Source organism: Gibbsiella dentisursi (assembly GCF_039539505.1).
GTDB lineage: Bacteria > Pseudomonadota > Gammaproteobacteria > Enterobacterales > Enterobacteriaceae > Gibbsiella > Gibbsiella quercinecans.
Genome location: NZ_BAABDG010000012.1, coordinates 38428 through 63902, shown reverse-complemented (window position 1 = coordinate 63902; position 25475 = coordinate 38428). Strand labels below are relative to the sequence as shown.

At 56.1% G+C, this 25475-nt stretch carries 26 protein-coding genes; 10 read left to right on the top strand and 16 right to left on the bottom strand.

Translation table 11 applies throughout. The features are described 5' to 3' along the window. Positions 1-11: 11 nt before the first annotated feature. From ABFX35_RS23310 to gpmM, 9 genes are all read right to left on the bottom strand, one after another. Positions 12-1253 carry an O-antigen ligase family protein gene (locus ABFX35_RS23310; protein ID WP_346083125.1) on the bottom strand — a complete coding sequence of 414 codons (1242 nt, stop codon included), beginning with the start codon at positions 1251-1253 and terminating at the stop codon, positions 12-14. 9 nt (positions 1254-1262) lie between these two features. Further along, positions 1263-2282 carry a glycosyltransferase family 8 protein gene (locus ABFX35_RS23305; protein ID WP_346083123.1) on the bottom strand — a complete coding sequence of 340 codons (1020 nt, stop codon included), beginning with the start codon at positions 2280-2282 and terminating at the stop codon, positions 1263-1265. After that, positions 2272-3192: a glycosyltransferase family 2 protein gene (locus ABFX35_RS23300; protein ID WP_346083121.1), complete on the bottom strand. Its 921-nt coding sequence runs from the start codon at positions 3190-3192 to the stop codon at positions 2272-2274. The genes ABFX35_RS23305 and ABFX35_RS23300 overlap by 11 nt, the downstream gene beginning before the upstream one ends. A 28-nt stretch (positions 3193-3220) precedes the next feature. Next, positions 3221-4192 carry a lipopolysaccharide heptosyltransferase RfaC gene (gene rfaC / locus ABFX35_RS23295; RefSeq protein ID WP_121553436.1) on the bottom strand — a complete coding sequence of 324 codons (972 nt, stop codon included), beginning with the start codon at positions 4190-4192 and terminating at the stop codon, positions 3221-3223. Positions 4193-4194: 2 nt separating this feature from the next. Beyond that, on the bottom strand, positions 4195-5241 hold the full coding sequence (rfaF, locus tag ABFX35_RS23290; protein WP_346083120.1) for an ADP-heptose--LPS heptosyltransferase RfaF: 1047 nt from the start codon (positions 5239-5241) through the stop codon (positions 4195-4197). A 17-nt stretch (positions 5242-5258) separates the two neighbouring features. After that, positions 5259-6197: an ADP-glyceromanno-heptose 6-epimerase gene (gene rfaD, locus ABFX35_RS23285; RefSeq protein WP_346083119.1), complete on the bottom strand. Its 939-nt coding sequence runs from the start codon at positions 6195-6197 to the stop codon at positions 5259-5261. A gap of 273 nt (positions 6198-6470) precedes the next feature. Then, positions 6471-7415: a divergent polysaccharide deacetylase family protein gene (locus tag ABFX35_RS23280; RefSeq protein ID WP_346083118.1), complete on the bottom strand. Its 945-nt coding sequence runs from the start codon at positions 7413-7415 to the stop codon at positions 6471-6473. A gap of 2 nt (positions 7416-7417) precedes the next feature. Beyond that, positions 7418-8752, bottom strand: a complete 1335-nt coding sequence (gene envC / locus ABFX35_RS23275) for a murein hydrolase activator EnvC (RefSeq protein ID WP_095846608.1) — start codon at positions 8750-8752, stop codon at positions 7418-7420. Positions 8753-8761: 9 nt separating this feature from the next. Continuing rightward, positions 8762-10306: a 2,3-bisphosphoglycerate-independent phosphoglycerate mutase gene (gene gpmM / locus ABFX35_RS23270; protein ID WP_279022930.1), complete on the bottom strand. Its 1545-nt coding sequence runs from the start codon at positions 10304-10306 to the stop codon at positions 8762-8764. Positions 10307-10607: 301 nt separating this feature from the next. Between gpmM and ABFX35_RS23265 the strand changes: the two genes are divergently transcribed. The 5 genes from ABFX35_RS23265 (at position 10608) to cysE (ending at position 13815) form a co-directional block, all read left to right on the top strand. Then, entirely contained in the window at positions 10608-11042 is a 435-nt protein-coding gene (locus tag ABFX35_RS23265; RefSeq protein ID WP_095846610.1) for a rhodanese-like domain-containing protein, read from the top strand. Positions 11043-11070: 28 nt separating this feature from the next. Then, positions 11071-11319, top strand: coding sequence for a glutaredoxin 3 (gene grxC, locus ABFX35_RS23260; RefSeq protein WP_095846611.1), 249 nt, complete (start codon positions 11071-11073; stop codon positions 11317-11319). 63 nt (positions 11320-11382) lie between these two features. Continuing rightward, positions 11383-11853 carry a protein-export chaperone SecB gene (secB, locus tag ABFX35_RS23255; RefSeq protein WP_095846612.1) on the top strand — a complete coding sequence of 157 codons (471 nt, stop codon included), beginning with the start codon at positions 11383-11385 and terminating at the stop codon, positions 11851-11853. After that, positions 11853-12872, top strand: a complete 1020-nt coding sequence (gene gpsA, locus ABFX35_RS23250; RefSeq protein ID WP_346083115.1) for an NAD(P)H-dependent glycerol-3-phosphate dehydrogenase — start codon at positions 11853-11855, stop codon at positions 12870-12872. The genes secB and gpsA overlap by 1 nt, the downstream gene beginning before the upstream one ends. Positions 12873-12993: 121 nt before the next feature. After that, positions 12994-13815 carry a serine O-acetyltransferase gene (gene cysE, locus ABFX35_RS23245; RefSeq protein ID WP_095846614.1) on the top strand — a complete coding sequence of 274 codons (822 nt, stop codon included), beginning with the start codon at positions 12994-12996 and terminating at the stop codon, positions 13813-13815. Positions 13816-13904: 89 nt separating this feature from the next. Here the strand turns inward: cysE and trmL are convergent, their stop codons facing one another. Genes trmL through cpxR form a run of 3 tightly spaced genes read right to left on the bottom strand, consistent with a single transcriptional unit; the run spans position 13905 to position 16507 of the window. After that, entirely contained in the window at positions 13905-14378 is a 474-nt protein-coding gene (gene trmL / locus ABFX35_RS23240) for a tRNA (uridine(34)/cytosine(34)/5-carboxymethylaminomethyluridine(34)-2'-O)-methyltransferase TrmL (protein ID WP_346083114.1), read from the bottom strand. A gap of 51 nt (positions 14379-14429) precedes the next feature. Continuing rightward, positions 14430-15812 (bottom strand): envelope stress sensor histidine kinase CpxA, encoded by a 1383-nt coding sequence (gene cpxA / locus ABFX35_RS23235; RefSeq protein ID WP_095846616.1) that lies wholly within the window; start codon positions 15810-15812, stop codon positions 14430-14432. Next, positions 15809-16507, bottom strand: coding sequence for an envelope stress response regulator transcription factor CpxR (gene cpxR, locus ABFX35_RS23230; RefSeq protein ID WP_095846617.1), 699 nt, complete (start codon positions 16505-16507; stop codon positions 15809-15811). The genes cpxA and cpxR overlap by 4 nt, the downstream gene beginning before the upstream one ends. A 149-nt stretch (positions 16508-16656) precedes the next feature. Here cpxR and cpxP point away from each other — a divergent pair, with 149 nt between their 5' ends. Continuing rightward, positions 16657-17151 carry a cell-envelope stress modulator CpxP gene (gene cpxP / locus ABFX35_RS23225; protein WP_095849013.1) on the top strand — a complete coding sequence of 165 codons (495 nt, stop codon included), beginning with the start codon at positions 16657-16659 and terminating at the stop codon, positions 17149-17151. Between the two features lie 86 nt (positions 17152-17237). Here cpxP and oxlT read toward each other — a convergent pair whose 3' ends face one another. Further along, complete coding sequence (oxlT, locus tag ABFX35_RS23220) at positions 17238-18497, bottom strand: oxalate/formate MFS antiporter (RefSeq protein ID WP_346083111.1); 1260 nt, start codon at positions 18495-18497, stop codon at positions 17238-17240. Positions 18498-19054: 557 nt separating this feature from the next. Between oxlT and fieF the strand changes: the two genes are divergently transcribed. The 3 genes from fieF to ABFX35_RS23205 all read left to right on the top strand — a co-directional run bounded on the left by fieF (position 19055) and on the right by ABFX35_RS23205 (position 22410). Continuing rightward, complete coding sequence (gene fieF / locus ABFX35_RS23215) at positions 19055-19957, top strand: CDF family cation-efflux transporter FieF (RefSeq protein ID WP_279022920.1); 903 nt, start codon at positions 19055-19057, stop codon at positions 19955-19957. 245 nt (positions 19958-20202) lie between these two features. Beyond that, on the top strand, positions 20203-21165 hold the full coding sequence (gene pfkA / locus ABFX35_RS23210) for a 6-phosphofructokinase (protein WP_095846620.1): 963 nt from the start codon (positions 20203-20205) through the stop codon (positions 21163-21165). A gap of 255 nt (positions 21166-21420) precedes the next feature. After that, complete coding sequence (locus ABFX35_RS23205; RefSeq protein WP_095846621.1) at positions 21421-22410, top strand: sulfate ABC transporter substrate-binding protein; 990 nt, start codon at positions 21421-21423, stop codon at positions 22408-22410. A gap of 59 nt (positions 22411-22469) precedes the next feature. On the opposite strand, the gene tpiA is transcribed toward ABFX35_RS23205, so the two are convergent. Both tpiA and ABFX35_RS23195 read right to left on the bottom strand, forming a co-directional pair. After that, complete coding sequence (gene tpiA / locus ABFX35_RS23200) at positions 22470-23237, bottom strand: triose-phosphate isomerase (RefSeq protein WP_279022917.1); 768 nt, start codon at positions 23235-23237, stop codon at positions 22470-22472. Positions 23238-23359: 122 nt separating this feature from the next. Continuing rightward, positions 23360-23947, bottom strand: a complete 588-nt coding sequence (locus tag ABFX35_RS23195; RefSeq protein WP_346083107.1) for a DUF1454 family protein — start codon at positions 23945-23947, stop codon at positions 23360-23362. A gap of 165 nt (positions 23948-24112) precedes the next feature. Here ABFX35_RS23195 and ABFX35_RS23190 point away from each other — a divergent pair, with 165 nt between their 5' ends. Next, on the top strand, positions 24113-24532 hold the full coding sequence (locus ABFX35_RS23190) for a DUF805 domain-containing protein (RefSeq protein WP_279022914.1): 420 nt from the start codon (positions 24113-24115) through the stop codon (positions 24530-24532). On the opposite strand, the gene fpr is transcribed toward ABFX35_RS23190, so the two are convergent. After that, positions 24533-25279, bottom strand: a complete 747-nt coding sequence (gene fpr / locus ABFX35_RS23185) for a ferredoxin--NADP(+) reductase (protein ID WP_346083104.1) — start codon at positions 25277-25279, stop codon at positions 24533-24535. Positions 25280-25475: the final 196 nt, after the last annotated feature.

Here is a 25475-nt window from a genome sequence, read left to right as displayed (position 1 = left end):
GGCCTGTTTGTTTACGCTTTCTGGCGCAGCGCCGGCAGAGACAGCGCCATCGTCATCACCACCACCAGTGCGGTATGGCTTTGTATCAGCACCACGTCGGTGATGCCAAATACCACTATCGGCGCCATCACAAAAAAAGTGCCGCTGTTGCTGATAACGCTTTTTTTCAGTGAAAACCACAGGCCGGAGAGGTAAAAGCACAGTAGCGCCAGCAGGCCGAATATTCCCTGCAGCGAAAGGGTTTCGAGCATGTCATTATGCAGATGGTAGGCCAGATTCCGCGAGGCCTCCGGGTTGCCCCTTTCATAGCGGTTTACATATTCTTCCACTTTCTGATAGCGCAGGTCGGGGTTTTGCCCCAGGAAGCGCGGAGCGACGCTGTACCAGCCGGATTTCCAAATCGAGAAACGCGAGCCAATCGAGGTGTCGTTATTCGTGTGGTACTGTGCGATATCCGTTTGTATTTGCGCCACGCGATCCCAGGTGCCGTAAAGCACCAGCGCGGCGCCGGCGAGCATCACGGCGGCCAGCATGGCCTGTATATGCTTACTGATATGGCGGTAATAGGTGAGGAAGAAGGCGATGTATAACACCGGGGTAAATAAAATGGCGGCCCGGGTTTCGGTCATCAGCACCATGGCCATATTGATGATAAAGATCGCCAGGAACAACGCGACCGACACTTTGGACGCCTGAAAGCATTTGCGCACCAGCACGGCGGCAGCCATGCAAATAATCACGGCCACATAGGCGCCGGTGGTTGCCGCATCGGTGGTCCATTTCACGCGGGAATCTTCAAGGGTCGGGCGGGAGGCATAGCCCAGCCACAGCGCCGCAAACAGCCCAATAAACAGCATCACCACGCCGAGTTTCAAGACGTCTTTATGCAGCAATGTGCGGCATTGGTAAAAATAAAACAGCACAAAGGCGGCCAGCAGAAAGCGTTTCCCGACGGTATGGTAGTTGTCCCTGATATCCGTGAAATGGGTGTTGTGGAACAGCTCGGCCCAGATTAACTTGCTGGCGCCAAACAGCAGCAGGGAAACCAGCAGGCAAAGCAACGCCTTGTTTTCCAGCAGGCTGCGCGGGTTTTTATAGATATGCACCACGCTGTAGATCACCGCCACATAGCTGGTGAGATAAAAAATCTTCTCTGGATACCCCTTGATCGCCAAGAGCATCGCCAGGGAAGCGATCAACGCTAAAAAACAAAGATTAAAAATGATCAATGTGTTGCGTGATTCGTTCGGCACTTTGCTTCCTCATTTACCGTAGCGCAAGATGAAATAACGGATATACCAGCGTAAACCCGAAAGGTATTTCTTTTCGCGGAAAAGCCGCTTATACATTTTTTTTGCCTGCTGATCGTGCCGTGGCAAATCAAAAGGCCAGGCTGCCCAGGGCGATGTTTGGTAAATATCCGTATAAAAACGGCAGCCTCGTTGTTTATTCCACTGCTGCCAGGGTTTATCTGCACCGGCATAATGCAGGAATACCGTGTTATTTGCCGGCATCTTGGCATAGCCTTTCTCGTTATGCTCCAGCATGAAAATCGTATTGTATTTTCGATCTATAAATTTAACGTTGCCTTCCAGGACAATATTCAGCGCATCCTGATCCATATACTGGAAATGATCCCCGCGTTCCTCCAGCACCGCGAGCACCTTCTCGCTGATGGCGGCCTGCAACCAGCGTTGCACGTCGATCAGCAGCATGCCGGAGTTGAAATAACGTGTGCCGTGCAGGCCTATCTTGCCAGCCAGGCCCGCCGCCAAAGGCGCATCCTCGCTCACCACGCAGGCCACTTCCGGCGTAGCGGCTAGCTGTTGATAAATCGTGATAAACGGGTTGATGCAGACGATATCGGCGTCCAGGTAAAGAAGGGTTTCTTGCTGCTCAAGCAGATAGGGTGCCAACAGGCGGTAGTAAATGGCTTTGGTGAACAGCGCCGTGGCCGGCAGGTTGGCAAAAAGCGCCGCCGGGAGCTGGTGGGTGTGGATACCGTGATCGGTGCCGGCGACCAGCGCCTGCAGCTTGTCCGCCACGCCGGCGGTATCTTCCGAGGTGATCAGATGGAAGCGAAGTTGCGCAGATCCCGCCTGGGCGATCAGCGATTGAATGGCGATACAGGCGTGACGGATGAAGTTGCCGTCAACGCCGAAGGCGATAGGGTAGCCGTTACCCGAAGGCTGGCCTTCTCGGCCCGGATACCGGGTTTCCTTAATGCCATGCTCACTGCCGGGCGCTAACCCCAGCAGTTGGCTTATCCGGCTATTTCCCATGTCTGGCCTGTAGGTATTTTCTTTTAAAACTCAATCGTATAGCCGGATCCAGCAAGAAAGACAGCGGGCGGATGCTGTTGATGCGCGCGACAATCCGCTGGCGGTTGCGCGAATCGGGCAGCGTTTCCCCATAGCGCTGGTAAATCTTGAGCCAGTGGCAGGCGATCAGGTTGGCGTACTGCGGGCCAAAATCCCGGTCCATCTTGGCGGTGGCTTCAACCAGCAGATTGATCTTTTGCTCGTCAATCTGGCTGGAAAGGCTGTTGCCGCGTTTGAAATACAGATAGTGCCCGCGCGGCGAAAAAATAATATTCTGGCAGTGGTTCAGGATCGTCGGGAACAGGTAGGCGTCTTCATAGCACTTGAACTCGGGGAACGGATGAGCCGCCAGCAGCCCGCGCCGGATAAACTGGCCAATAAAGTGCGCCTGAAAATCTTTGTGGATCAGGAACGTTTTGATGGCTGCCTGCTGCGTCAGCGGCTTTGGCTGCAGCCCGCCCCACGTTACCGGCTGCTTGCTGTGGGGGTAGATTTCATTCAGCCCGGTCAGCAACAGATCGGGCTTGGTGGCGGCCAGATAGCGCATGATATCAGCCAGTGAGCCCGGCAAAACCTGATCGTCACCGTCAATCATGGTGACGTACTCACCGCTGCATTGCTCGATAGCGAAGTTTCGCACTTTGCCAATATTACGGAATTCAACCTGGAACACCTGTGTATGGGCGTTATCGCTGGCGAACCGCTGCAGCATTTCTGCCGTGCGATCGGTGGATGCATCGCTAATCAGGATAATTTCATAACCTTCGGCCATCCCGCCTAACGCATGTTTCAGGCTGCTCAACGCATCGTTCAGATAGGCCTCGCAGTTATGCGCGGTGAGAACAATACTGAGTATCTTCCTCGTTGCCATGGTGTGATTCCAGGTCTCTAAAACCGGTTTACAGTATCTTGTACTGCTCCAGCAGGTGATAAACCTGCTGGGCGTGAATATCCGCCATCTTATTGCCCGCATCTGGCCGGCAGGCATACTGATTTTTCCCGTACCCGCCGATCAACCCCGGATCCGTCGGGCCGAACAGCGTGATGTTTGGGCGATCGAGCGCGGCAGTCAGGTGGCTGAGGCCGGTGTCTACCGAAACCACCCCTCTGGCGCCGGCCAGCACTTCGGCAACCTGCTGCAAACTGAGCTTCGGCAGCACCTCAACGTGGGGATAACCTTCGGCCAGCCGCACCGCACGCTGGTGCTCGTGCTCTGCGCCCCAGGGCAGTTTGATTTTCAACCCGGTGGGGGCTATCAGTGCGATCAACTGGCGCCAGTTTGGCTCCGGCCAGTGTTTTTCATCCCGCGTGGTGGCGTGCAGGAACACCAGATACTGGCCCGCATCTGCCGGCGGCTGGCTGAGAAAGCGCGCCGCGATAGCGTAATCGCCCTGGGTTTGCGGTTTTTCGTAGCCCAGGCTTTTGGCGAACAGTTCACGGGTGCGCTCCACGGCGTGCTGCTGCTTGCCGATGTCATAGCGGTGGTCGTAAAACCAGCTGGCGAAGGGTTCGCGCGCGCTTTTGCAATCCTGGCCGTGCTTACTGCCCTTGGCAATGCGGGTGATCAACGCTGCGCTTTTCATCAGCCCCTGCGCGTCGATCACCGCGTCGTAGGTGCGTTGCTGCAACTGGCGTTTGAAGTCGCAGCGCTGTTGGCGCGTTTGTGCGCCAAACCAGTTTTTGCGCCACCGGCGGATGGCCACCGGGATCACGCGGTCTACCGCGGGGTGCCAACCGGGGATCTGGCTAAAGCCTTCTTCCACCACCCAGTCGAAGCGGATGCCGGGCAGCGCCTGCATCGCATCGGTCAGTGCCGGCAGCGTGTGCAGCACGTCCCCCATCGAGGAGGTTTTAACGATCAGCACATGCATGATTATTCCTCGCTGGCGGCAAGCAATGGCGTCAGCGCATCCAATACCTGCTGCGGCTGAATATCGATCAGGCTTTGATGATAGCCCTGGTCGGCATCGCCTTTGCGAATTTTGTGGTAACCGCTGATTAACCGGATCACCTTGGCCTTGTCGGACAACGGCGGCGTGAAATCCGGACTGCTCGGGCCATAGAGCGCAATCAGCGGCTTGTTGAGCGCGGCGGCAACGTGCATCAGCCCCGAGTCATTGCTGACCACCGCACGGCAGGCGGCAAGCAGGATCACCGCCTGCTCCAACTGGGTTTGCCCGGCTAAATTGAGGCAAAATTCGCGTGAGCTTTCCGCCAGCGCTGCGCGGATCTGCTCGCCGGCCGGGTGATCCTTGGCGGAGCCGAACAGGGCAATCTGGTAGCCCTGGTCGATCAACTTTTGCGCCAGATCGGCGTAGTGATAATGCGGCCAGCGCTTGGCCGGCCCGAATTCAGCGCCGGGGCAGAACCCAATCATCGGCCGCGCATCGGTGAGGTTGAACGCAGAGGTGGTTTCCGCAATCTCTTCATCGCTGACCCGCAGTTGCGGCCACAGCAGCGGCTGGGGCAAATCCCCGGCGCTGCGGATGCGTTTTTTGTCATACGCCAGCGCCACATAGCGCTGAACCATCAATGGAAAGGCAGACTTATCCAGCGTCCGGATATCATTCAGCAGGCCGTAACGCATTTCGCCACGCCAGCCGGTACGTTGCGGCACCTGGGCGAAGAACGGCACCAGCGCAGATTTAAACGAGTTGGGCAGCACATAGGCGCGATCGTAACGGTTGGCGCGCAGGCTATGGCCCAGGCGGCGGCGTTCGCCGAGCGCCAGGGCGCCGTGGCCGAGCGGCATGGCCAGCGCCTGGTTGACTTCCGGCATACGCGCCAGCAACGGGCGGCACCAGGCCGGAGCCATCACATCGATCTCTGCGGCAGGGTGTTCAGCCTTCAGGGTGCGGTAGAGGCTTTGCGACATCATCATATCGCCAACCCATGAAGGGCCAATGACCAGTATTTTCATACCGTGTATGTATTCCCTTAAGCCTGATCGGCGCGGTTTAACCAGGCCATGTAATCTTTCACCCCTTCAGCGACGGTTTTGAACGGCGCATCGTAACCCGCCGCACGCAGCTTGGTGAGATCGGCCTGGGTGTAAGCTTGGTAGCGCCCTTTCAGTTTTTCCGGGAACGGAATGTATTCCACGGCGCCGGTCTGGTGGAAATCAACCACCGCATCGGCGACGGCCTGGAAGGTTTCCGCACGGCCGGTACCACAGTTGAAGATGCCGGAGGCGCCGTTTTTCCAGAACCACAGGTTCACCGCCGCCACATCGCCGACATAGATGAAATCGCGCTTGAAGTTTTCGCTGCCGGCGAACAGTTTTGGATTTTCGCCGCTCTTGATCTGGTTGTTCAGGTGGAAAGCCACGCTGGCCATGCTGCCTTTATGGCCTTCACGCGGGCCGTAGACGTTGAAGTAACGGAAGCCGCAGATCTGCGAGTCGGCCTGCGGCAGGATCTCACGCACGTATTGATCGAACAGGAATTTGGAATAGCCGTAAACGTTCAGCGGTTGCTCGTACTTGCGCTCTTCAACGAAGTTTTCGCTGCGGCCGCCGTAAGTGGCGGCGGATGACGCATACAGGAACGGGATTTCACGTTCCAGGCAGTAGTGCAGCAGCTCTTTGGAGTACTGATAGTTGTTTTCCATCATGTACTTGCCGTCCCACTCGGTGGTGGCGGAACAGGCGCCTTCATGAAAAACGGCGTCGATATCGCCCAGATCGTCACCGGCCATGATGCTGCCGATAAAGTCTTCCTTGTCCATGTAGTCGGTGATGTCGAGATCGACCAAGTTGATGAATTTGGTGCCGTCTTTCAGGTTATCCACCACCAGGATATCGCGATACCCGTTATTATTCAGTGCTTTAACGATATTACTGCCGATCATGCCGGCGCCGCCAGTGACGATAATCATTGGGTTTACCCCTGTTAATCTGCCGGTGGTGCACAACGCCCCACGCTATATGTTGCCTATAATAGCATTTCGTATCGTTGCGAACATCGGCAGGCTCCTAATATCCCACACGTCAGGCAGTGTTTAATCGGCGCTATATTCGGATTTTCTAGGGGTAATATGGTGGGAATGGCAAGGAATGCTAACGGTGAGGAAAATCCTCGGCCGGGGCCGGCCGAGGGGCAACGGGCGCTTATCAAACGGGTGAGATGAAAGCCTACCCTGTTTCTTCGTTTAGTCTTTCTCGCCCGCCCAGCGTTGCCATTGCTGTTTGATAAACACCCCTGCCGGCGATTGCGCCAGGCTTTCGCTGATCACGCCGAGCGCGGTAGCCGCGTTCACTTTTTCTTTCGGCAACACGATCTTGCACTGTTTGATCGCCCCTTTGAACGGGTTCTTCGGCTGTGGTTTTTGCGGTTTGGCCGGCGGCACGTAGCCGCCGCCGCTGTGCGCAACCTCATTGAGCAGGGCGCTCGGCTTGACCAGCACGATATCGGGCGGCAGCGCCGCCAGCATTTGCTGCAGCACTTTCACCGTCGCCGGCCGTGGGTGGCCGATGGCGATCGCCGAGCCGTTGCGGCGAGCCAATTCCACCGCGCGGTTGAATTGGCGGCGGATATCCGCTTCGTTGGCGATATCATCCAGAAACACTTTGCGCTTGATGACTTTGACGCCGGTGCCTGCCGCCGCGTTAGTCGCCTGGCTGCTGCCGATGGTCATACTGTCGAGGAAATACAGCAACTGGTAGCCGGCCAGCGTTTGCATGACTTTCTGCATCGCCGGCAGGCTGGCGGTCATGGCGCTGCCCATATGGTTGTTCATGCCAACCGCGTAGGGCACGTTATTGACCGCGTTGCGGATAATGCGCTGAATCTCTTCGCTGCTCATGGAAGGCTGCAGCGTATCGCGCTCCAGCGGCTGTTTGCTGAGCGGCGCCATGGGCATGTGAATCAACACTTCGCGACCCTGGCTGTGCGCGCGGGTCGCCATCAACCGGGCGTGCGGCGCATTGGGCAACACGGCGACAGAGATCGCCACCGGCATTTGTAGCACGGCATTTTCTTCATGCGGGCGGTAGCCCACGTCATCAATGACAATCGACAGTTTGCCGGCCTGTGCGGAGCAGGCCAGCAGCAAAGCGGCCGTGAGTACGGCAATGCGTGTTTTGATATCGTGCAAACCTATCTTCCCAACCACGGTAGTGGGTTAACCGCCTGGCCCTGGCGCCTGATTTCGAAGTAGAGCGACGGCGTTCCCTGGCCGCCGCTGGTTCCCACCAGGGCGATTGGCTGGCCGGCACGCACTTGCGCACCCACGTTGACCAGCGCGCTCTGGTTGTAGCCATACAGGCTCATATCGCCTTTCCCGTGTTCAACCACCACTACCAGGCCGTAGCCTTGCAGCCAGTCGGCCATCAATACGCGGCCATCGGCAATGGCTTTTACGTCGCTGCCTTCCGGGGCGGAAATCACCATGCCTTTCCAGCGCAGCTCGCCTTGCAGCGCTTCGCCGAAGCGGTGGATGATGCTGCCGCGCACTGGCCAGATGGCCTGCCCGCCTGGGCGGCCCAGGCCGCCGGTACGCGCCATCAGTGAACGTTCGCTTTCGGTCGGTTTATAGCTGGAGCCGGTTTTCTTCGCCTGCTGTTCTTTGGCGCGCACCTGTTCACGCACCCGGGCGGCTTCGCGGGCTTCACGTTCAGCGCGGGCCCGGGCTTCGCGCTCGGCGCGGGCGATCTGATCGCGCAAGCGCGTTTCGTTTTGGCGCAGTTCGACCAGCCGCTGCTGATCTTTTTCCAACGAACTTTCCAGCGCCGACAGGGTTTTCTTACGGGCGCTGCGCGCCTGCTCCAACTGCTGCTGCTGGGTTTGCTGGGCGCTGAGCAGCGTTTTTTGCTGCCCCTGCTTGGCGACCAGCGTGGTTTTCTGGCTGGCCAGTTCGGCACGGGTTTGTTTCAGTGCTTCGATGTTTTTTTGCCGCGCTTCGTTCAGATAGCCGAAGTAGGCCAGAATGCGTTCACTGCGCTGGCTTTCTTCACCGCTGAGAATTAATTGCAACGCGCTGTGCTGCCCCTGCCGGAAGGCGGCGTCAAGCTGCCCGGCGAGGATGTCCTGTTGCGTGGCCTGCTGCTTTTGCAGCCTGGCGATAGAGGCATTCAGGTTGGAAATATCTTTAGCCAGCGTACCGAGCGTATTTTGCGTATCGCGTAGCGAACGGCTGGCCTGCGCAATGCTCTTTTCCTGGGTCTTGAGTTGCTCTTGCAAAGCGCTGCGCTGTTTTTGCTGTTGCTTAACGGCTTTTTCTTTCTCGGCAATGCTTTGCTGAATGTCTTTTAGCTGGGATTTGTTGTCTTCCGCCGTGTGGCCGGATAGCGGAAACAACAATGCGCCAGCGCATAACACGCTGGCGCACAGGATGGTCAACGTCCGTGGCGCGGTACGGGCAGGCAGCAATTGGCTGCCTGCGTTTGCGCTTCGGGTTACCCTTGATAGTGCAAAATACGCCTTCTCCCTCATGGAGAAGGATTATTCCACGATGAACAGCGGCTTACCAGTCATCTCTTGCGGGATTTCCATGCCCATCAGCGACAGCAGAGTCGGCGCGATGTCGGAAAGCTTACCGCCGTTGACCGCTTTGGCTGGCTTGCCGACGTAAATCAACGGTACCGGCAGGTTGGTATGCGCCGTGTGGGCCTGGCCGGTGGCCGGATCGCGCATCTTCTCGGCGTTGCCGTGGTCAGCGGTGATCAACAACTGGCCATCAGCGGCTTTCACTGCTTCTACAACCTGCGCAATACAACTATCCAGCGTTTCAACCGCTTTCACCGCCGCATCGTATACGCCGGTATGGCCGACCATGTCGCCATTCGGGTAGTTACAGATGATGGCGTCGTACTTGCCGCTATTGATCGCGCTCAACAGCTTATCAGTCAGCTCCGCCGAGCTCATCTCCGGCTGCAGATCGTAAGTGGCCACTTTCGGGGAGTTGATCAGCACGCGGTCTTCGCCTTTGAACGGCTCTTCCACACCGCCGTTATAGAAGAAGGTCACGTGGGCGTATTTTTCGGTTTCGGAAATGCGCAGCTGGGTTTTGTCGTGCTTCATCAGCCATTCGCCGAAAGTATTCACCAGGGCAGTCGGTGGGTACGCGCAGGCGGTTTTGATATCGGCGGCGTATTCGGTCAGCATGACGAAATCGCAGAATTTCACCACTTTGGCGCGCGGGAAGCCATTAAAGCCCGGTTCGACAAAGGCACGGGTAATCTGGCGCGCACGGTCAGCACGGAAGTTCATGAAGATCAGCGCGTCGCCGTCGTTCATTTCCGCGCTGGCTTCACCTGGCGCTTGGATCACGGTGGGTTTGACGAATTCGTCGTTTTCATCGCGGGCATAGGCGGCCTGCAAGCCGGCGACGGCGTTGGTGGCGGTGAACTCGCCCTTGGCCTGGGTTAACAGATCATAGGCCAACTGCACGCGATCCCAACGGTTATCACGGTCCATCGCATAATAGCGGCCAATCAGGGAGGCGATGCGGCCGGCGCCCAGTTTGGCGAACTCATCACTGAATCGTTTCAGTGATTGCTCAGCACTGCGCGGCGGGGTGTCGCGCCCATCCAGGAAGGCATGCAGATAGATGGCTTTCGCCCCGCGCTGTGCGGCCAGGTTTACCATCGCCAGGATGTGCGCTTCGTGGCTGTGTACGCCGCCCGGTGACATCAGGCCCATAATATGCACCGCTTTGCCGGCCTTGACGGCTTTATCTACGGCGGCGGTCAATACCGGGTTGGCAAAGAATTCGCCGTCTTTGATTTCCTTGTCCAGGCGGGTGAGATCCTGATACACGATGCGCCCGGCGCCCAGGTTGACGTGGCCGACTTCCGAGTTGCCCATCTGGCCGTCAGGCAGGCCGACATCCAGGCCGGATGCGGCAATCAGCGTATGCGGCTGCTGTTGCCACAGGCGATCCATAACCGGCGTTTTGGCGTTCAGAATGGCGTTGTCCTGCTGGTCTTCCCGGTGGCCATAACCATCCAGAATCACCAGTACCATAGGCTTTTTATTGCTCGACATTGCACTAACCTCGTTATTATTACTTAAGTTATGAATAGCCCGCCGTCCGCACCGGGTGGCGGGCTATTCATCCTCGTTTTTCGCGGGAATTTTACCGCGGGCCAGCTCAAAAAGAGCCCAGAGAGATCAAAGTTGCGTTGAACAAAGGTTAACTTTCTTGGCCGCAGACAGGGATTTTTCCATTGCACCGCGCAGTTTCTACAATCGTGCTCGCTTATTGGCTGTATTTGCTCAATTCGGCAGGTATACTCTGGAGCCTTGATTTATTTTTCCCTTAACTTAACGGGAGTTGTTACCCCCCATGCTGCAAGAAATTATGCCATTCATTAGCCGGCATCCGATACTGAGCCTGGCCTGGGTTGCCTTGCTGGTTGCCGTGATCGTGATGACCTTCAAAAGCCGTTTTTCCAAGGTTAAGGACATCACCCGTGGCGAGACGACACGCTTGATCAACAAAGAAGATGCCGTGGTTGTAGACACCCGCAGCCGCGAAGATTTTCGTAAGGGCCATATCGCCAATGCGATTAACCTGACCGCCAGTGAAATTAAAAGCGGCAGCCTGGGCGAGCTTGAAAAACACAAGGCACGCCCAATTATCGTGGTATGCGCCAACGGCACGGCGTCACGTGAGCCGGCAGAGAACCTGAGTAAAGCCGGTTTTGAAAACGTATCCACCCTGAAGGAAGGTATTGCCGGCTGGATCGGCGATAATCTGCCTTTGGCGCGCGGTAAATAATTTATTAACCTGTTTGAGGTGGTGATTCATGGCTAACATCGATATTTATACTAAAGCGACCTGTCCGTTCTGCCATCGCGCCAAAGCGCTGCTGAAAGAGAAAGGCGCTGCGTTTAATGAGATTGCGATTGACGGCGACAACGTAAAGCGTGAAGCAATGATTGCCCGCAGTGGGCGCACCACCGTGCCTCAAATTTTCATTGATGGCCAGCACATCGGGGGCTGCGATGACCTGTATGCACTCGATGCTCGTGGCGGCCTGGAGCCGCTGTTGTAAACAAACGGGCGGGTTCGGTTGCTGAACATCCAATAAGGACGTTTAACTAAGGGTATTACACACATGTCAGAACAAAACAGCACAGAAATGGCGTTCCAGATCCAGCGTATCTATACCAAGGATATCTCTTTCGAAGCGCCAAACGCGCCGCAGGTTTTCCAGCAGGAATGGCAGCCAGAAGTTAAACTTGATCTGGATACCGCGTCCAGCCAACTGGCGGAAGAGGTGTATGAAGTCGTGCTGCGTGTCACCGTCACGGCGAGCCTGGGTGAAGAAACTGCATTTTTGTGCGAAGTCCAGCAGGCCGGTATCTTCTCCGTTTCCGGCATTGAAGGTACGCAACTGGCGCATTGCCTGGGCGCATACTGCCCGAACATTCTATTCCCGTATGCCCGTGAATGCATCACCAGCCTGGTTTCACGCGGTACGTTCCCGCAACTGAACTTGGCACCTGTCAACTTCGACGCGCTGTTCATGAACTATCTGCAACAGCAGGCTGAAGGCGAAGGTGCCGCACCGCATCAGGATGCCTGATGGACACGGTAAAGGCTTCAATGACCGTCATCGGTGCCGGCTCGTACGGCACCGCTTTGGCCATTACGCTGGCGCGTAATGGCCATACTGTCGTGCTGTGGGGCCACGATCCCCGGCAGATAGAAAAAATGCAGCAAGAGCGTTGCAACCAGGCGTTTTTGCCCGGAGTGGCCTTCCCTGATAGCTTGCATTTAGAGGCCGATTTGGCCCGCGCGTTGGCCGCCAGCCGCAACGTGCTGGTGGTGGTTCCCAGCCACGTTTTTGGTGAAGTGCTGCGGCAATTAAAACCGCTGCTGCGCCAGGACGCGCGCGTTGTCTGGGCCACCAAGGGGCTGGAAGCGGAAACGGGCCGCCTGTTGCAAGACGTGGCGCGCGAAGCGCTGGGGGATGCTATCCCGCTGGCGGTGGTTTCCGGGCCAACCTTCGCCAAAGAGCTGGCGGCGGGGCTGCCGACGGCGATTGCGCTGGCCGCTACCGACGCGCAGTTTGCCGAAGATTTACAGCAATTGCTGCACTGCGGCAAAAGCTTCCGTGTCTACAGCAACCCGGATTTTATCGGCGTGCAGCTGGGCGGCGCGGTGAAAAACGTGATAGCCATCGGCGCAGGGATGTCGGACGGTATCGGCTTCGGCGCCAATGCGCGCACGGCGTTAATCACCCGCGGCCTGGCGGAGATGAGCCGCCTGGGCGCTGCGTTGGGCGCCGAGCCTTCCACGTTTATGGGGATGGCCGGGCTGGGCGATTTGGTGCTCACCTGTACGGATAACCAATCACGCAACCGCCGCTTCGGGATTATGCTGGGGCAAGGGGTCAGTGTGGAACAGGCGCAGGCGGATATCGGCCAGGTGGTTGAAGGTTACCGGAATACCAAAGAAGTGCTGGCGCTGGCGCAGCGTCACGGTGTGGAAATGCCGATAACGGAGCAGATTTACCAGGTGCTGTATTGCCATAAGGACGCGCGCGAGGCGGCTTTAAGCCTGTTGGGGCGCACAAGAAAAGATGAAAAACACAGCGCCTGATTTTGTATCATCAGTGGGGGATCATCGCCCCGCGGCGTAACGTTGGTTGCGCACGGCAGTTTGATTAAGCCCTTTGCCAGGCCGCTGGCAAGGGGACTTTTGCAATGCTGAGAGGAACGTGATGTCGTCAGAAGAGTTGGAAAAGGTCTGGAGTAACATAAAAACAGAAGCGAGAACGCTGGCTGATAGTGAACCGATGCTGGCCAGCTTTTTCCATGCGACATTGCTCAAACATGAGAATTTGGGCAGTGCGTTGAGCTACATTCTGGCGAACAAGCTGGCGAACCCCATCATGCCGGCCATTGCCGTGCGTGAAGTCGTGGAAGACGCCTACCATGCCGACGGGCAAATGATTATTTCAGCGGCGCGCGATATCCTCGCCGTGCGCCTGCGCGATCCGGCAGTGGATAAATACTCCACCCCGCTGCTGTATTTAAAGGGTTTCCATGCACTGCAAGCCTATCGCATCGGCCACTGGCTGTGGCTGCAGGGGCGCCGTGCCCTGGCCGTTTATCTGCAAAACCAGATTTCCGTATCGTTTGGCGTGGATATTCACCCGGCCGCGACTATCGGCTCCAGCATCATGCTCGATCACGCAACCGGCATTGTGATCGGTGAAACCGCCGTGGTGGAAGACAACGTGTCTATTTTGCAGTCGGTTACGCTCGGCGGCACCGGCAAAACCACCGGCGATCGCCACCCGAAAATCCGCGAAGGCGTGATGATTGGCGCCGGCGCCAAAATCCTTGGCAATATCGAAGTGGGCAAAGGGGCGAAGATTGGCGCGGGTTCGGTGGTATTGCAGCCTGTGCCGCCGCATACCACCGCAGCAGGCGTGCCGGCCCGCATCGTTGGCCGGCCGGAAAGCGATACGCCATCAATGGATATGAACCAATACTTCAACGGTGTTAACCACGGTTTTGAATACGGCGACGGTATCTGATGTTCACGGGCTGCCTGATTATTCCTGCGTAGCCTGCCTTTAAGGCGCACTTTCATCGCGCCGTCTTATCTTACCTGCCGTGCTCGCGGCTATTCCTTGATTAACGCGCCGGCGTAGTCCAACTGGCGCCAGGCTTCATACACCACCACCGCGACGGCGTTGGAAAGGTTCATGCTGCGGCTTTGTGCCTGCATGGGGATGCGGATCTTTTGCTGTGTGGGCAGGGCATCGAGAATGCTGGCCGGCAGGCCGCGGGTTTCCGGGCCAAACAGCAGGTAGTCGCCGGCCTGATAGCTGACCGCGCTGTGTGCCGGGGTGCCTTTGGTTGTCAGCGCAAACAGCCGCTGGGGGTTTTCGCTGGCAAGGAACGCGGCGTAGTTGGCATGGCGCTTAATGTTGACGAATTCATGATAATCCAGCCCGGCTCGGCGCAGCCGCTTGTCGTCCCAAGGGAAACCCATCGGTTCGATCAGGTGCAGTTGGAAGCCGGTATTGGCGCACAGGCGGATGATATTGCCGGTATTCGGTGGGATTTCGGGTTCAAATAAAACGATATTCAACATGTAAAGCCCCTCATAACGAGGGGCGCAGGATAGCAAAATCTGGCTGCCCAGTCACACAGCGGATTTACGCTGGTGCAGCGGCAGCCATAGCACCAGCCGCAGGCCGCCCAGCGGGCTGTCTTCGGCTTTTACCCAGCCGCGGTGCTGGTTGATCGCCGCTTCAACGATCGCCAGCCCCAGGCCGGTGCCGCCGGATTGGCGGTCGCGGGCTTCATCGGTGCGATAGAATGGGCGGAAAATTTGCTCGCGGTCTTCGGCGCTGACGCCTGGGCCGTCGTCGTCCACCACAATGGTGATCCCCTGATTATCCGCGCTGAACGCCACGGCAATGCGCGTATGCGAGTAACGCAGGGCATTACGCACGATGTTTTCCAATGCGCTGTCCAGCGCGCTGGCATTGCCAAACAGCGCCCACGGGCCGGGGGGCGAGGTCACCTCCAGGTGTTTGCCCATCTGTTCGGCTTCAAAGCGGGCATTATCCAGCACGTCTGCCCACAGCTCGTTGGCCTTGAGCATTTCACGCGCCAGCTCGCTTTTTTGCTGGCCGCGCGACAGCGCCAACAGATCGTTGATCATGGAGTCCAGCCGCTGCGCTTCGGTTTCGATACGCGCCAATTCGTGCCCTTCGCCGTGGCGGCGGCGCATCAATGCGGTCGCCAACTGCAAACGGGTGAGCGGTGTGCGCAGCTCGTGTGAGATATCGGAGATTAAACGCTGCTGGGCGGTCATCATCCGTTCCAGCGCGCTGACCATCTGATTAAAGCTGGCGCCGGTAGCCAGGAATTCCTGCGGCCCGGCTTCCAGTTCGGGGTGCTGTTTCAGATTGCCGCGCGCCACGTCGTCCGCCGCATTTTTCAGCTTGCGCGCCGGTTTTGCCAGGCTCCAGGCCAGCCAAAGCAGCAGCGGGGCGCTGATCAGCATGGTGACGATCAGTAACAGGAATGGGCGATCGAACATCAGGTTGATGACGTCGGACTGCGGGCTGTTGGCGGGGCGGATCAGGTACAGTTGGTAATTGTCTTCACCGTCGCGCACCGAAAAAGGGCCGACCAACTCCACCCGGCCGTACTTTTTCTTCTTCGGATGGTCTGCGTTGTCTGACTGGCCGATAAAATTGCGCACGATCTGCATTTCGTTGCGTTGAGCGCCGATAACCCGCCCTTCACTGGTGACCAGCAGCAGGCGCTGGCCCGGTGGAGCCCATTTGTCGATGGCGCGGAATAAACGCCGCCACCACATCAGATCGTTGGCCGGGTCTTGCTGCAACTCGGCCTCAATGTGTTGCTCGAGCATCAATCCCTGCCGCTTTTCACTATCCAGCAACGCGGTTATCTGGCGGGAGTCTAGCTTGGGCACCATCAGCACCAACATTAGCACCAGGGCTAACGTGAACCAAAATATGGCGAAGATGCGTGCCGTTAAACTATTGATCATGCTGCAGATACCATCAAATAGCCGCGGCCGCGCAGGGTTTTGAACCACGGGTGGCCGTCTTTGCGCTCCGGCAGTTTACGGCGCAGGTTGGAAATGTGCATATCAATCGCGCGATCGAACGGCGTCAGGCGTTTGCCCAGCACTTCCTGGCTTAACAGCTCGCGGGAGACAACCTGGCCGAGATGCTGCGCCAGTAGGTATAACAGGGTGAATTCGGTGCCGGTGAGATCAAGCACCTGGCCGTCGAAGCTGGCCTCCTGGCGGCCGGGGTTGAGTTGCAACCCGTCCACATCCAGGGTTGGCGCCCCGGTATCCACATTTTGCTGCTGTTCGCTCCAGTTGGAGCGGCGCAGGATAGCGCGAATACGCGCCACCAGTTCGCGATCGTTAAAGGGTTTCGGCAGATAATCGTCCGCGCCCAGTTCCAGTCCCAGCACGCGGTCCAGTTCGCTGCCGCGCGCGGTCAGCATGATGACTGGTGTTTGGTGGTGCTGGCGTAGTTCTTTAAGCGTGTCGATGCCGTTCTTTTTCGGCATCATGATATCGAGCAACAGCAGGTCTATAGAGCTGTCCAGCAGGGATAACGCCTGCTCGCCGTCATGCGCGACAACAATATTAAAGCCTTCCATTTCAAGCAGTTCTTTGAGCAGCGAGGTTAACTCGCGGTCGTCGTCAACCAGCAGAATCTTGTTCATTGTTATTTACCTCCTGACGCAAAATACGTCATCAATGGTCGGTATTCCATGACTTTACTTAGTTTTACATGCACTGACGCATGTTTGCAGGGGTAGCAGTACACTTTCCCACATTGATTCGCAAAGAGAGAAACGAGCGAGGAGTGAAAATGCGTAAGGTGACCGCAGTAGTTATGGCATCTCTGCTGGCAATGAGTTCTACCGTTGCCTTCGCTGCCGAGACTACATCGGAAACTGCACCAAAACTCCCTGCCGATGCGTTGAGCAGAACACCCGGCCAGCACCATATGTTTGATGGTGTCAGCCTGACAGAACAGCAGCGCCAGCAAATGCGCGATTTGATGCGCCAGACCCGCTACGATCTGCCTATTGTCAATGTAGCTGAAATGGAAGCAATGCATAAGTTGGTCACTGCAGACCGATTTGATGAAGCCGCCGTGTACGCCCAGGCGGAAAAGATGGCTCAGGAACAGGTTAAACGCCAGGTCGAAATGGCCAGGGTACGCAATCAAATGTATAACCTGCTGACGCCAGAGCAAAAAAGAGTTCTAGACCAGAAACATCAGCAACGAATGCAGCAGACGCTGCAGCAGATTTCTGGTTTGCAGCAGACCTCTGCCCAGAGGTTGAGTACGACCGAGTAGTTCCCTGTTTTTCCTTGCCATAGACACCATCCCTGTCTTCCCCGCCATGATGGCGGGGTTTTTTTTGCCTCTTTTTTGCCGTTGCCCTAACCATGCTTTTTCAAGAAGCGTTCGCGCCAGGGCTTCAGCACCCACAGCGCCAATGCCGCGGTGATGAAATCCAGAGAGATCGCACAGCCAAACACTACATGCCACCCTTGGGTGCTTTGATAGAGCAGTGCCGCCAGCGGCCCGCCGAAAATCGCGCCAATCCCCTGCGACATATACAACCAGCCGTAATTTGCCGTCGCATTTTGCGTGCCGAAGGTATCCGTCAGTGTAGAAGGGAACAGCGAGAAAATTTCACCCCAGCCGAAGAATACAACGCCAGAGAGCAAGACGAACAGCATGGGATCTTCACGGCACATCAACCACAGCGTCATGGCGCAGCCTTCGAGCGCAAAGGCGATGAACATGGTTTTTTCCCGGCCGTAACGGTCGGAGATAAAACCAAACAGCGGGCGGGTTAATCCATTAGTGAAGCGATCGAGCGTTAACGCCAGCGGCAGTGCGGCCATGCCGAACACCAGGGTGTGGCTAATGCCAAAATCCTCTGCGAATACCGCCATTTGTGAGGTCACCATCAGCCCAGAGGTGGACATCATGGCCATCATCATGAACATCAGCCAGAACAGCGGCTGGCGAAGCATTTCTTTTGAGGTGAAGTGGCGGCTACTGTTTTGCTTGACCACGGTGCTGGTGGGTAACGATGCGCTGTTCTGCGGTATTTTCAACCCCTGGCTTGCCAGGAAGCCGACAAGCGCAAAGATACCGCCAAACACCATCATCGTCTGTTCCAGGCCATAGCTCCCCAGGGAAAGTGTGATAGGGAAAGTGGTCAAAATGGCCCCCATGCCATACCCGGCAGCGACGGCGCCGGCGGCAAAGCCACGCTGCTGTGGGAACCAGCGGACCATCAAGCCAACCACCCCGACGTAAACAATGCCGGTGCCCAACCCGCCGATGCAGCCATAAATAATATACAGCTGGGCCAGATCGGTCACCTGAGAAGAAAGCACCCAACTCAATCCAGAAAGCAGCGTGCCGATCGAGATTAATAACCGTGGGCCGAAACGGTCGATCAGCTTGCCCTGAAACGGGGAAAAGAACGTTTGCAAAATAATGAGCAAAGAAAATGTCACTTGCAAGGCCGGCAAATCAACCCCGAGCTTTGCGGCAAATGGCTTGGTGAGTAGCGTCCAGACATATTGCGGGCTTGATATTGAAGCCATACACACCAAGCCCAAAAATAGCTGCATCCATTTTGTGGTTTTTTCTGTCGCCAGAGATTCCCCGAGTACCGTCATTGTATTCCCCTGTTGCTAATAATGTGAGCGTTTAGGAAAAGCCACGCGTTAAAAACGTTTTCATTTTTCTGTGTTATTGGCGCTATATCCGATAGCCATAAACCAGAGCATCGCCAAAATTGGGCGCACGCCATTGGCCCTGGCGCGGTAGCACGCATATTCCATTATTTGTCCTGTCGTGAATAAAACAGCAAAACTTGTGCCATATTTTATTTTTGTGAAATAGCAATGTTAACAATTAGATAGCAAGTGGTATCTGAGGATAAATTTTTATGAAAATTAATGAGGAAAGAAAGGTCGCACCAATTTGGTGACAATTATCCGGGCTGGTGCAGATATATTTTTCATATATTAATGAATTAAATAAACACACTTATTATAAAAATTTATAGATCTAATTGAATATGTGGAAATGAAATCGCCACTACAAATTTAGGTTCTGCGGTAATTTAAAAGTGCGAGTGTTATCGCAAGATGATCACGGCGGAAGGTCACCGCCTTCTCTGCTTGCGCCATTCCGTTATACTTAAGCCTTGTAGTCAAGATGGGATAAAGTTATGGAACAACAATATGGCCGCCTGGTGAAGTCTGCAGCCATTGCTGCCACTGTGATGGCGTCGGTCCTTTTGCTTATCAAGGTGGTTGCCTGGTACATCACCGGTTCAGTGAGCCTGATGGCGGCACTGGTCGACTCACTGGTGGATATTGCCGCCTCGTTGACCAACCTGTTGGTTGTTCGCTATTCGTTGCAGCCTGCCGATGAAGAGCACGCGTTCGGCCACGGCAAGGCGGAATCGCTGGCCGCGTTAGCGCAGAGCATGTTCATTTCCGGTTCCGCGCTGTTCCTGTTTCTGACGGGCTTTCAGCATCTGTATTCCCCCCAGGCGTTGCAAGCGCCCGGCGTGGGTATGGTTGTCACCGTTATTGCGTTGGTTAGTACCCTGGTCCTGGTCACTTACCAGCGCTGGGTCGTGCGCAAAACCCGGAGCCAGGCCGTGCGAGCTGATATGTTGCATTACCAGTCAGATGTGATGATGAATGGTGCTATCCTTGTGGCCCTTGGGTTGAGTTGGTACGGTTTCCAGCGGGCCGACGCACTGTTTGCCCTGGGGATTGGCGTCTATATTTTATACAGCGCGCTGCGGATGGGCTATGAAGCCGTGCAAGCGCTGCTGGATCGCACCTTGCCGGACGATGAACGCCAGGCGATCATAGATATCGTCTCTTCCAGGCCGGGTATTAAAGGGGCGCATGACCTTCGCACCCGTCAATCCGGGCCAACGCGGTTTATCCAACTGCATCTGGAAATGGACGACGATTTGCCGTTGGTGCAGGCGCACAGCCTGGCCGATCAGGTCGAGCTGGCGTTATTGCAGCGTTTCCCAGGTGCTGATGTGATTATCCATCAGGATCCCAGTTCAACGGTGCCGGCCACGTTACGCGGGTGCTGGGAGCTATAATCGAAGTGGGTAAATGGGATAAAATAGCCGCGGCGGCATGCATGCACCATTGTGTGGCACAGCCTGGTGCCGTATGCATTTTTACCTCAAAATTGCCTGACATGAATCAATTCAGCCAGGCGTTTTTGATATAATATCTAGCAATATAGCCGTAAAGCTGGTTTTCTGCCGCCGTGATGGCGCCAAAGCGCCGTTAGCGGCGGGCAGGATTCTTAAAAAATTGCATTAACAGTTTAGAGGTAGTCATGATCAAGAAAATCGGTGTACTGACGAGTGGCGGTGATTCGCCGGGTATGAACGCTGCTATTCGTGGTGTTGTGCGTGCCGCTCTTACGGAAGGCCTGGAAGTTTTCGGTATTTACGATGGCTACCTTGGTTTGTATGAAGATCGCATGGAGCAGTTGGATCGTTACAGCGTTTCAGACATGATCAACCGCGGCGGTACTTTCCTGGGCTCTGCGCGTTTCCCCGAATTCAGAGACGAAAGCGTACGCGCCAAAGCGATTGAAAACCTGAAAAAACGCAGCATTGATGCGTTGGTCGTTATCGGCGGTGACGGTTCCTACATGGGGGCGAAACGCCTGACTGAAGAAGGTTTCCCGTGTATCGGTCTGCCAGGCACCATCGATAACGATGTGGCCGGTACCGACTACACCATCGGTTACTTCACCGCCCTGGAAACCGTGGTTGAAGCTATCGACCGCCTGCGCGACACATCTTCTTCCCACCAGCGTATCTCCATTGTTGAAGTCATGGGCCGTTACTGCGGCGATTTGACCCTGGCGGCGGCCATTGCCGGCGGGTGTGAATTTATCGTGCTGCCGGAAATTGAATTCAGCCGTGAAGATCTGGTTAGCGAAATCAAAGCCGGTATTGATAAAGGCAAGAAACACGCGATTGTGGCGATCACCGAGCATATCTGCGACGTTGACGAGCTGGCGCACTACATTGAGCAGGAAACCCAGCGCGAAACCCGTGCTACGGTGCTGGGCCATATCCAGCGCGGTGGTTCCCCGGTGGCTTACGACCGTATCCTGGCTTCCCGCATGGGCGCCTACTCCATCGATCTGCTGCTTAAAGGCTATGGCGGCCGTTGCGTCGGTATCCAGAACGAGAAGCTGGTGCACCACGATATCATTGATGCGATCGAAAACATGAAGCGCCCATTCAAGGGCGACTGGCTGGAAACCGCCAAAAAACTGTACTGATTTAGCCGTGGGTTCCCGCCGTCTGTGGGAACCTGGGCTACAGTCGGCCAGTGTTGCTAAAAGCGCTCCTTTGCAGGGGCGTTTTTGCTTTCTGCTACGCTAACCCAGCTAAATAACTGGGGTTGGTTATCTTTGTTATATTCCATAAAAATCTAGTTAGAAATTTTTAATTCTTTAATTGCGCGATCAGTTTCTGGCAGGCTCTAAACCAACAAACAACCGTCCAAGGTTGTGATCATTCTGGGAGAACGAGCGATGCGGAAATGGGCTGTGGGTTTTACATTGATGCTGCTGGCGACGGGCGCCGTGGCGAAAGATATTCAACTGCTTAACGTCTCATACGATCCGACGCGTGAGTTCTACCAGCAATACAATGCGGCCTTCAGCAAATACTGGCAGCAGCAGACCGGCGACAAGGTGACCGTGCGCCAGTCTCATGGCGGTTCAGGCAAGCAGGCGACCTCTGTGATTAACGGCATTGAAGCGGATGTGGTGACGCTGGCGCTGGCCTACGACGTGGATGCTATCGCCGAGCGCGGCCGTATTGATAAAGACTGGATCAAGCGTTTGCCGGATAACTCCGCGCCTTATACGTCCACCATTGTGTTCCTGGTACGCAAGGGCAACCCGAAACAAATCCATGACTGGCCGGATTTGCTCAAGTCTGGCGTTTCCATCATTACCCCAAACCCAAAAACGTCCGGGGGCGCTCGCTGGAACTATCTGGCTGCCTGGGGTTATGCGCTGCATCAAAACAACGGCGACCAGGCCAAAGCGAAGGAGTTCGTCCGCGGGCTGTTTAAAAACGTAGAGGTGCTGGATTCCGGTGCGCGTGGCGCAACCAATACCTTTGTGGAACGTGGCATTGGCGATGTGCTGATCGCCTGGGAAAACGAAGCGCTGTTGGCGAAAAAAGAGCTGGGCAAAGATGATTTTGAAATCGTGACCCCGAGCGAATCGATCCTGGCGGAACCAACGGTTTCAGTGGTAGACCGGGTGGTGGATAAGCGTGGTACCCGCGATGTGGCAACTGCCTATCTGAAGTATCTGTATACTCCGGAAGGCCAAACCATCGCAGCGGAAAACTATTATCGCCCGCGTGACGCCGCCGTGGCGGAAAAATACAGCGCGCAGTTCCCGAAACTGAAGCTGTTCACCGTGGATGATACCTTTGGCGGCTGGGCTGAAGCGCAGAAAGTGCACTTCTCCACCGGTGGTGTGTTCGATGAGATCAGTAAACGCTGATATGAAGCGATAAAAAAACCCCGGCCTGCCGGGGTTTTTTATTGCATGGCCTGGATGAATCAGGCTTTTTTCGCTGCGGCAGCGGCTTTAATGATGGCGGCGAAAGCATCGGCTTTCAGTGACGCGCCGCCGACCAACGCACCGTCGATGTCCGGTTGAGCGAACAGTTCTGCAGCGTTTTTGTCGTTTACGGAACCGCCGTACTGAATGATGATTTCAGCGGCCACGGCGGCGTCGTGTTTAGCGATGTGATCGCGGATAAATTTGTGTACTGCCTGCGCTTGCGCAGGGGTTGCTGATTTCCCGGTGCCGATAGCCCAGATTGGCTCATAGGCGATGACGCTGTCTTTCAATGCAGGTGCGCCCAGGGTTTTCAGCACGGCGTCGATCTGGCGTGCGCAGACTTCTTCGGTTTTACCGGCTTCGTTTTCAGCTTCGGTTTCGCCGATGCACAGAACAGGAACCAGACCGGCTTCTTTCAGCACGGCAAATTTCTCAGCAATCAGCTCATCGCTTTCTTTGTGATAAGTGCGGCGTTCAGAGTGGCCGATGATGATGTATTTTGCACCAACGTCTTTCAGCATGTTGGCGGAAACTTCACCGGTGAACGCGCCAGACAGGTTAACGTCCACGTTCTGCGCACCCAGGGCGATACGGCTACCGTCCAGCAGGTGTTTAGCCAGATCCAGGTACATCACCGGTGGTGCGATGGCAACGCCACAGCCGTCAACGCTGCTTACTTCGTTACGCAGGGCGGCGACCAGCTCGTTAACCATGTGAGCGCTGCCGTTAAGTTTCCAGTTACCCATAACTAATGGATGACGCATGTTTTTTTCCTCCAACAAGGGAACACGAAATAACTACTGCCGGACAGGCAGTTCATCTGCCCAACAGTATAGAGATCAATAAGCGTAAAGGCTTTGCTTTTTGTCATTAATTACCGGGGTTATCAAGGGTCGGATAGCGCGAGCTTAATCGGTTCAACCGCGAAAGTTATCCCTTGATCGCCGTTATCCGCCACCACATAGCGGATGGCGCCGATCTGCTGTTGATAAAAGTGCTGGCCTTTGCCCTTCTCCAGCAGGCTATTCACTTTGATGATACTTTGCTCAATCGTCAGCGCCGGTTCAAACTGGCGCATCAGGGCCGCCATGTAGTTTACCGCGATGGCCCGGGCCGTTTTTTCCTCGTTGCCTTGCAGCGGCAAATGCGTCAACTGCAGCGTTTTGATTTTGCCGGTGCCTTTCTCCAGCGCCGTCGACGCGTAGAGATTTTCGTTCAGTTTGCTGGCGGCGCGGGTCAGCAGCGGGGAATCATCTTCTGAAGGGGGAACGACGCGGAATTCGCCGATCGGCAAGGTTGGATTATCCTGGTTGTACTTTTCACGAAACTTCACCACCGTCAGATCAAATGTTGGCGCGCCGGCCAGCAAATAGGGCGCGGTCGGCGGTGCCTTGGCGGCCGAATCCGGCGGATTGGCCCAGGCACAGGCTGTTCCGAACAGCAAACAGACGGCGGCAGTGACGTTTTTCAGCATGACATCCACGATATCAACATAAAATTTGAGATTCGATTAAAGCGGTAATCAGGGGGCGTTGTCAAAAATTCCGCGCGATCGCCAGCCCGGGCGGCGGGCATATTGGCGCCACACGGCCTGTGTTACACTGCCGCGTAAAATAAGCGGATGACGAGCCTGGGAATAATGAGCTTACAGCAGTGGTGCTTTTCATTTAAGGGGCGCCTCGGGCGCCGCGATTTTTGGATCTGGATCGCGATATGGTGCGTGCTGATGGCGCTGGCATTTACGCTGGCCAACTATAATCTGGTTGCGATTCAGTCGGTGGCCTTTTTTATTGTTGCGCTGCTGTGGCCGACGGCGGCGGTGCTGGTGAAACGCCTGCACGATCGCGGTAAAGCGGGCGGGTGGGCGCTGCTGCTGATTTTGGCCTGGGTGCTGGCCGCCGGCAATTGGCATATGCTGGCGCCGCTCTGGCAGTGGGGCGTTGGGCGTTTTATCCCGGCGGTGATTTTTGTGATGATGCTGGTCGATCTTGGCGCGTTTGTCGGCACGCCGGGGAATAACCGGTTCGGCCCAGAGGCAGAACCGGTGCGGTTCCGTTGATTACCAGTAGTGCTCGCTGGTGATGTGGCCCGGCTTGCGGCGCAGGTGTTTGCGCATGCCGCGGCTCTCCTTCAGCGTTTGTTGGGTGTCGCGCACCATTTGTGGGTTGCCGCACAGCATCACGTGGCAGGTTTCGGCATCAATGGGTAAACCAACCGCCGCTTCCAACTGCCCGTCGGCGATCAAGGCCGGCACGCGGCCGGTCAACGCGCCGGGAGTGTTTTCCCGGCTGACGACGCTCTGGATGCGTAGCTTGCCGTTGTAGCGCTGTACCAGTTGCTGCATACGCGGCAGATAGCTGAGATCGTTGGCGTAGCGGGCGGCGTGCACCAACACCAGATTTTTGAAGCGCTCCAGGCCGATGCCTTCTTCCAGGATCGACAGGTAAGGGCCAATGGCGGTGCCGGTCGCCAACATCCATAACGTCTCGCAGTCCGGTACTTCATCCAGCACAAAGAAACCGGCGGCTTCTTTGGTTACCAGAATGTCCGAACCTGGCTCTAACCGGCTTAGACTGGGGCTTAATTTGCCTTCCGGCACGGTGACCAGGTAGAACTCCAGGTTGGGGTTGCTGGGCGCATTGACATAAGAGTAGGCGCGCTGCACGCGCTCGCCGCCGACATCCAATGCCAGTTTGGCGTATTGCCCTGCGGTGAAGGTATCGACCGGTGCGTTGACGATGATGCTAAACAGCCCGGCGGTCCACCTTTCCACTTTGATAACTTTACCATTAACCCATTCAGCCATACTTTAACGCTCCCGTGGTCGAATCAAATAAACGCAATATTGTGGGCCGTAAGCCGCCTGGCGGCATTCGCCCTGATGGCGCCTTTTCCCGTACCCCTGCGATAGCGTTGTTCTGCAAGAGGATCCGTTTTGATGTTGTTACAGGCGGGTTATTTTATTTCAGCCGGATAAAAACGATTATCGATTAAATGCTAAT

Bases quoted from the DNA above. Each gene is read 5' to 3' on its own strand.
- ABFX35_RS23305 (WP_346083123.1), bottom strand. From the start codon at position 2,282: ATGGGAAATAGCCGGATAAGCCAACTGCTGGGGTTAGCGCCCGGCAGT.
- ABFX35_RS23300 (WP_346083121.1), bottom strand. From the start codon at position 3,192: ATGGCAACGAGGAAGATACTCAGTATTGTTCTCACCGCGCATAACTGC.
- rfaC (WP_121553436.1), bottom strand. From the start codon at position 4,192: ATGCATGTGCTGATCGTTAAAACCTCCTCGATGGGGGACGTGCTGCAC.
- rfaF (WP_346083120.1), bottom strand. From the start codon at position 5,241: ATGAAAATACTGGTCATTGGCCCTTCATGGGTTGGCGATATGATGATG.
- rfaD (WP_346083119.1), bottom strand. From the start codon at position 6,197: ATGATTATCGTCACTGGCGGCGCCGGCATGATCGGCAGTAATATCGTT.
- envC (WP_095846608.1), bottom strand. From the start codon at position 8,752: ATGAGGGAGAAGGCGTATTTTGCACTATCAAGGGTAACCCGAAGCGCA.
- gpmM (WP_279022930.1), bottom strand. From the start codon at position 10,306: ATGTCGAGCAATAAAAAGCCTATGGTACTGGTGATTCTGGATGGTTAT.
- ABFX35_RS23265 (WP_095846610.1), top strand. From the start codon at position 10,608: ATGCTGCAAGAAATTATGCCATTCATTAGCCGGCATCCGATACTGAGC.
- grxC (WP_095846611.1), top strand. From the start codon at position 11,071: ATGGCTAACATCGATATTTATACTAAAGCGACCTGTCCGTTCTGCCAT.
- secB (WP_095846612.1), top strand. From the start codon at position 11,383: ATGTCAGAACAAAACAGCACAGAAATGGCGTTCCAGATCCAGCGTATC.
- gpsA (WP_346083115.1), top strand. From the start codon at position 11,853: ATGGACACGGTAAAGGCTTCAATGACCGTCATCGGTGCCGGCTCGTAC.
- cysE (WP_095846614.1), top strand. From the start codon at position 12,994: ATGTCGTCAGAAGAGTTGGAAAAGGTCTGGAGTAACATAAAAACAGAA.
- trmL (WP_346083114.1), bottom strand. From the start codon at position 14,378: ATGTTGAATATCGTTTTATTTGAACCCGAAATCCCACCGAATACCGGC.
- cpxA (WP_095846616.1), bottom strand. From the start codon at position 15,812: ATGATCAATAGTTTAACGGCACGCATCTTCGCCATATTTTGGTTCACG.
- cpxR (WP_095846617.1), bottom strand. From the start codon at position 16,507: ATGAACAAGATTCTGCTGGTTGACGACGACCGCGAGTTAACCTCGCTG.
- cpxP (WP_095849013.1), top strand. From the start codon at position 16,657: ATGCGTAAGGTGACCGCAGTAGTTATGGCATCTCTGCTGGCAATGAGT.
- oxlT (WP_346083111.1), bottom strand. From the start codon at position 18,497: ATGACGGTACTCGGGGAATCTCTGGCGACAGAAAAAACCACAAAATGG.
- fieF (WP_279022920.1), top strand. From the start codon at position 19,055: ATGGAACAACAATATGGCCGCCTGGTGAAGTCTGCAGCCATTGCTGCC.
- pfkA (WP_095846620.1), top strand. From the start codon at position 20,203: ATGATCAAGAAAATCGGTGTACTGACGAGTGGCGGTGATTCGCCGGGT.
- ABFX35_RS23205 (WP_095846621.1), top strand. From the start codon at position 21,421: ATGCGGAAATGGGCTGTGGGTTTTACATTGATGCTGCTGGCGACGGGC.
- tpiA (WP_279022917.1), bottom strand. From the start codon at position 23,237: ATGCGTCATCCATTAGTTATGGGTAACTGGAAACTTAACGGCAGCGCT.
- ABFX35_RS23195 (WP_346083107.1), bottom strand. From the start codon at position 23,947: ATGCTGAAAAACGTCACTGCCGCCGTCTGTTTGCTGTTCGGAACAGCC.
- ABFX35_RS23190 (WP_279022914.1), top strand. From the start codon at position 24,113: ATGAGCTTACAGCAGTGGTGCTTTTCATTTAAGGGGCGCCTCGGGCGC.
- fpr (WP_346083104.1), bottom strand. From the start codon at position 25,279: ATGGCTGAATGGGTTAATGGTAAAGTTATCAAAGTGGAAAGGTGGACC.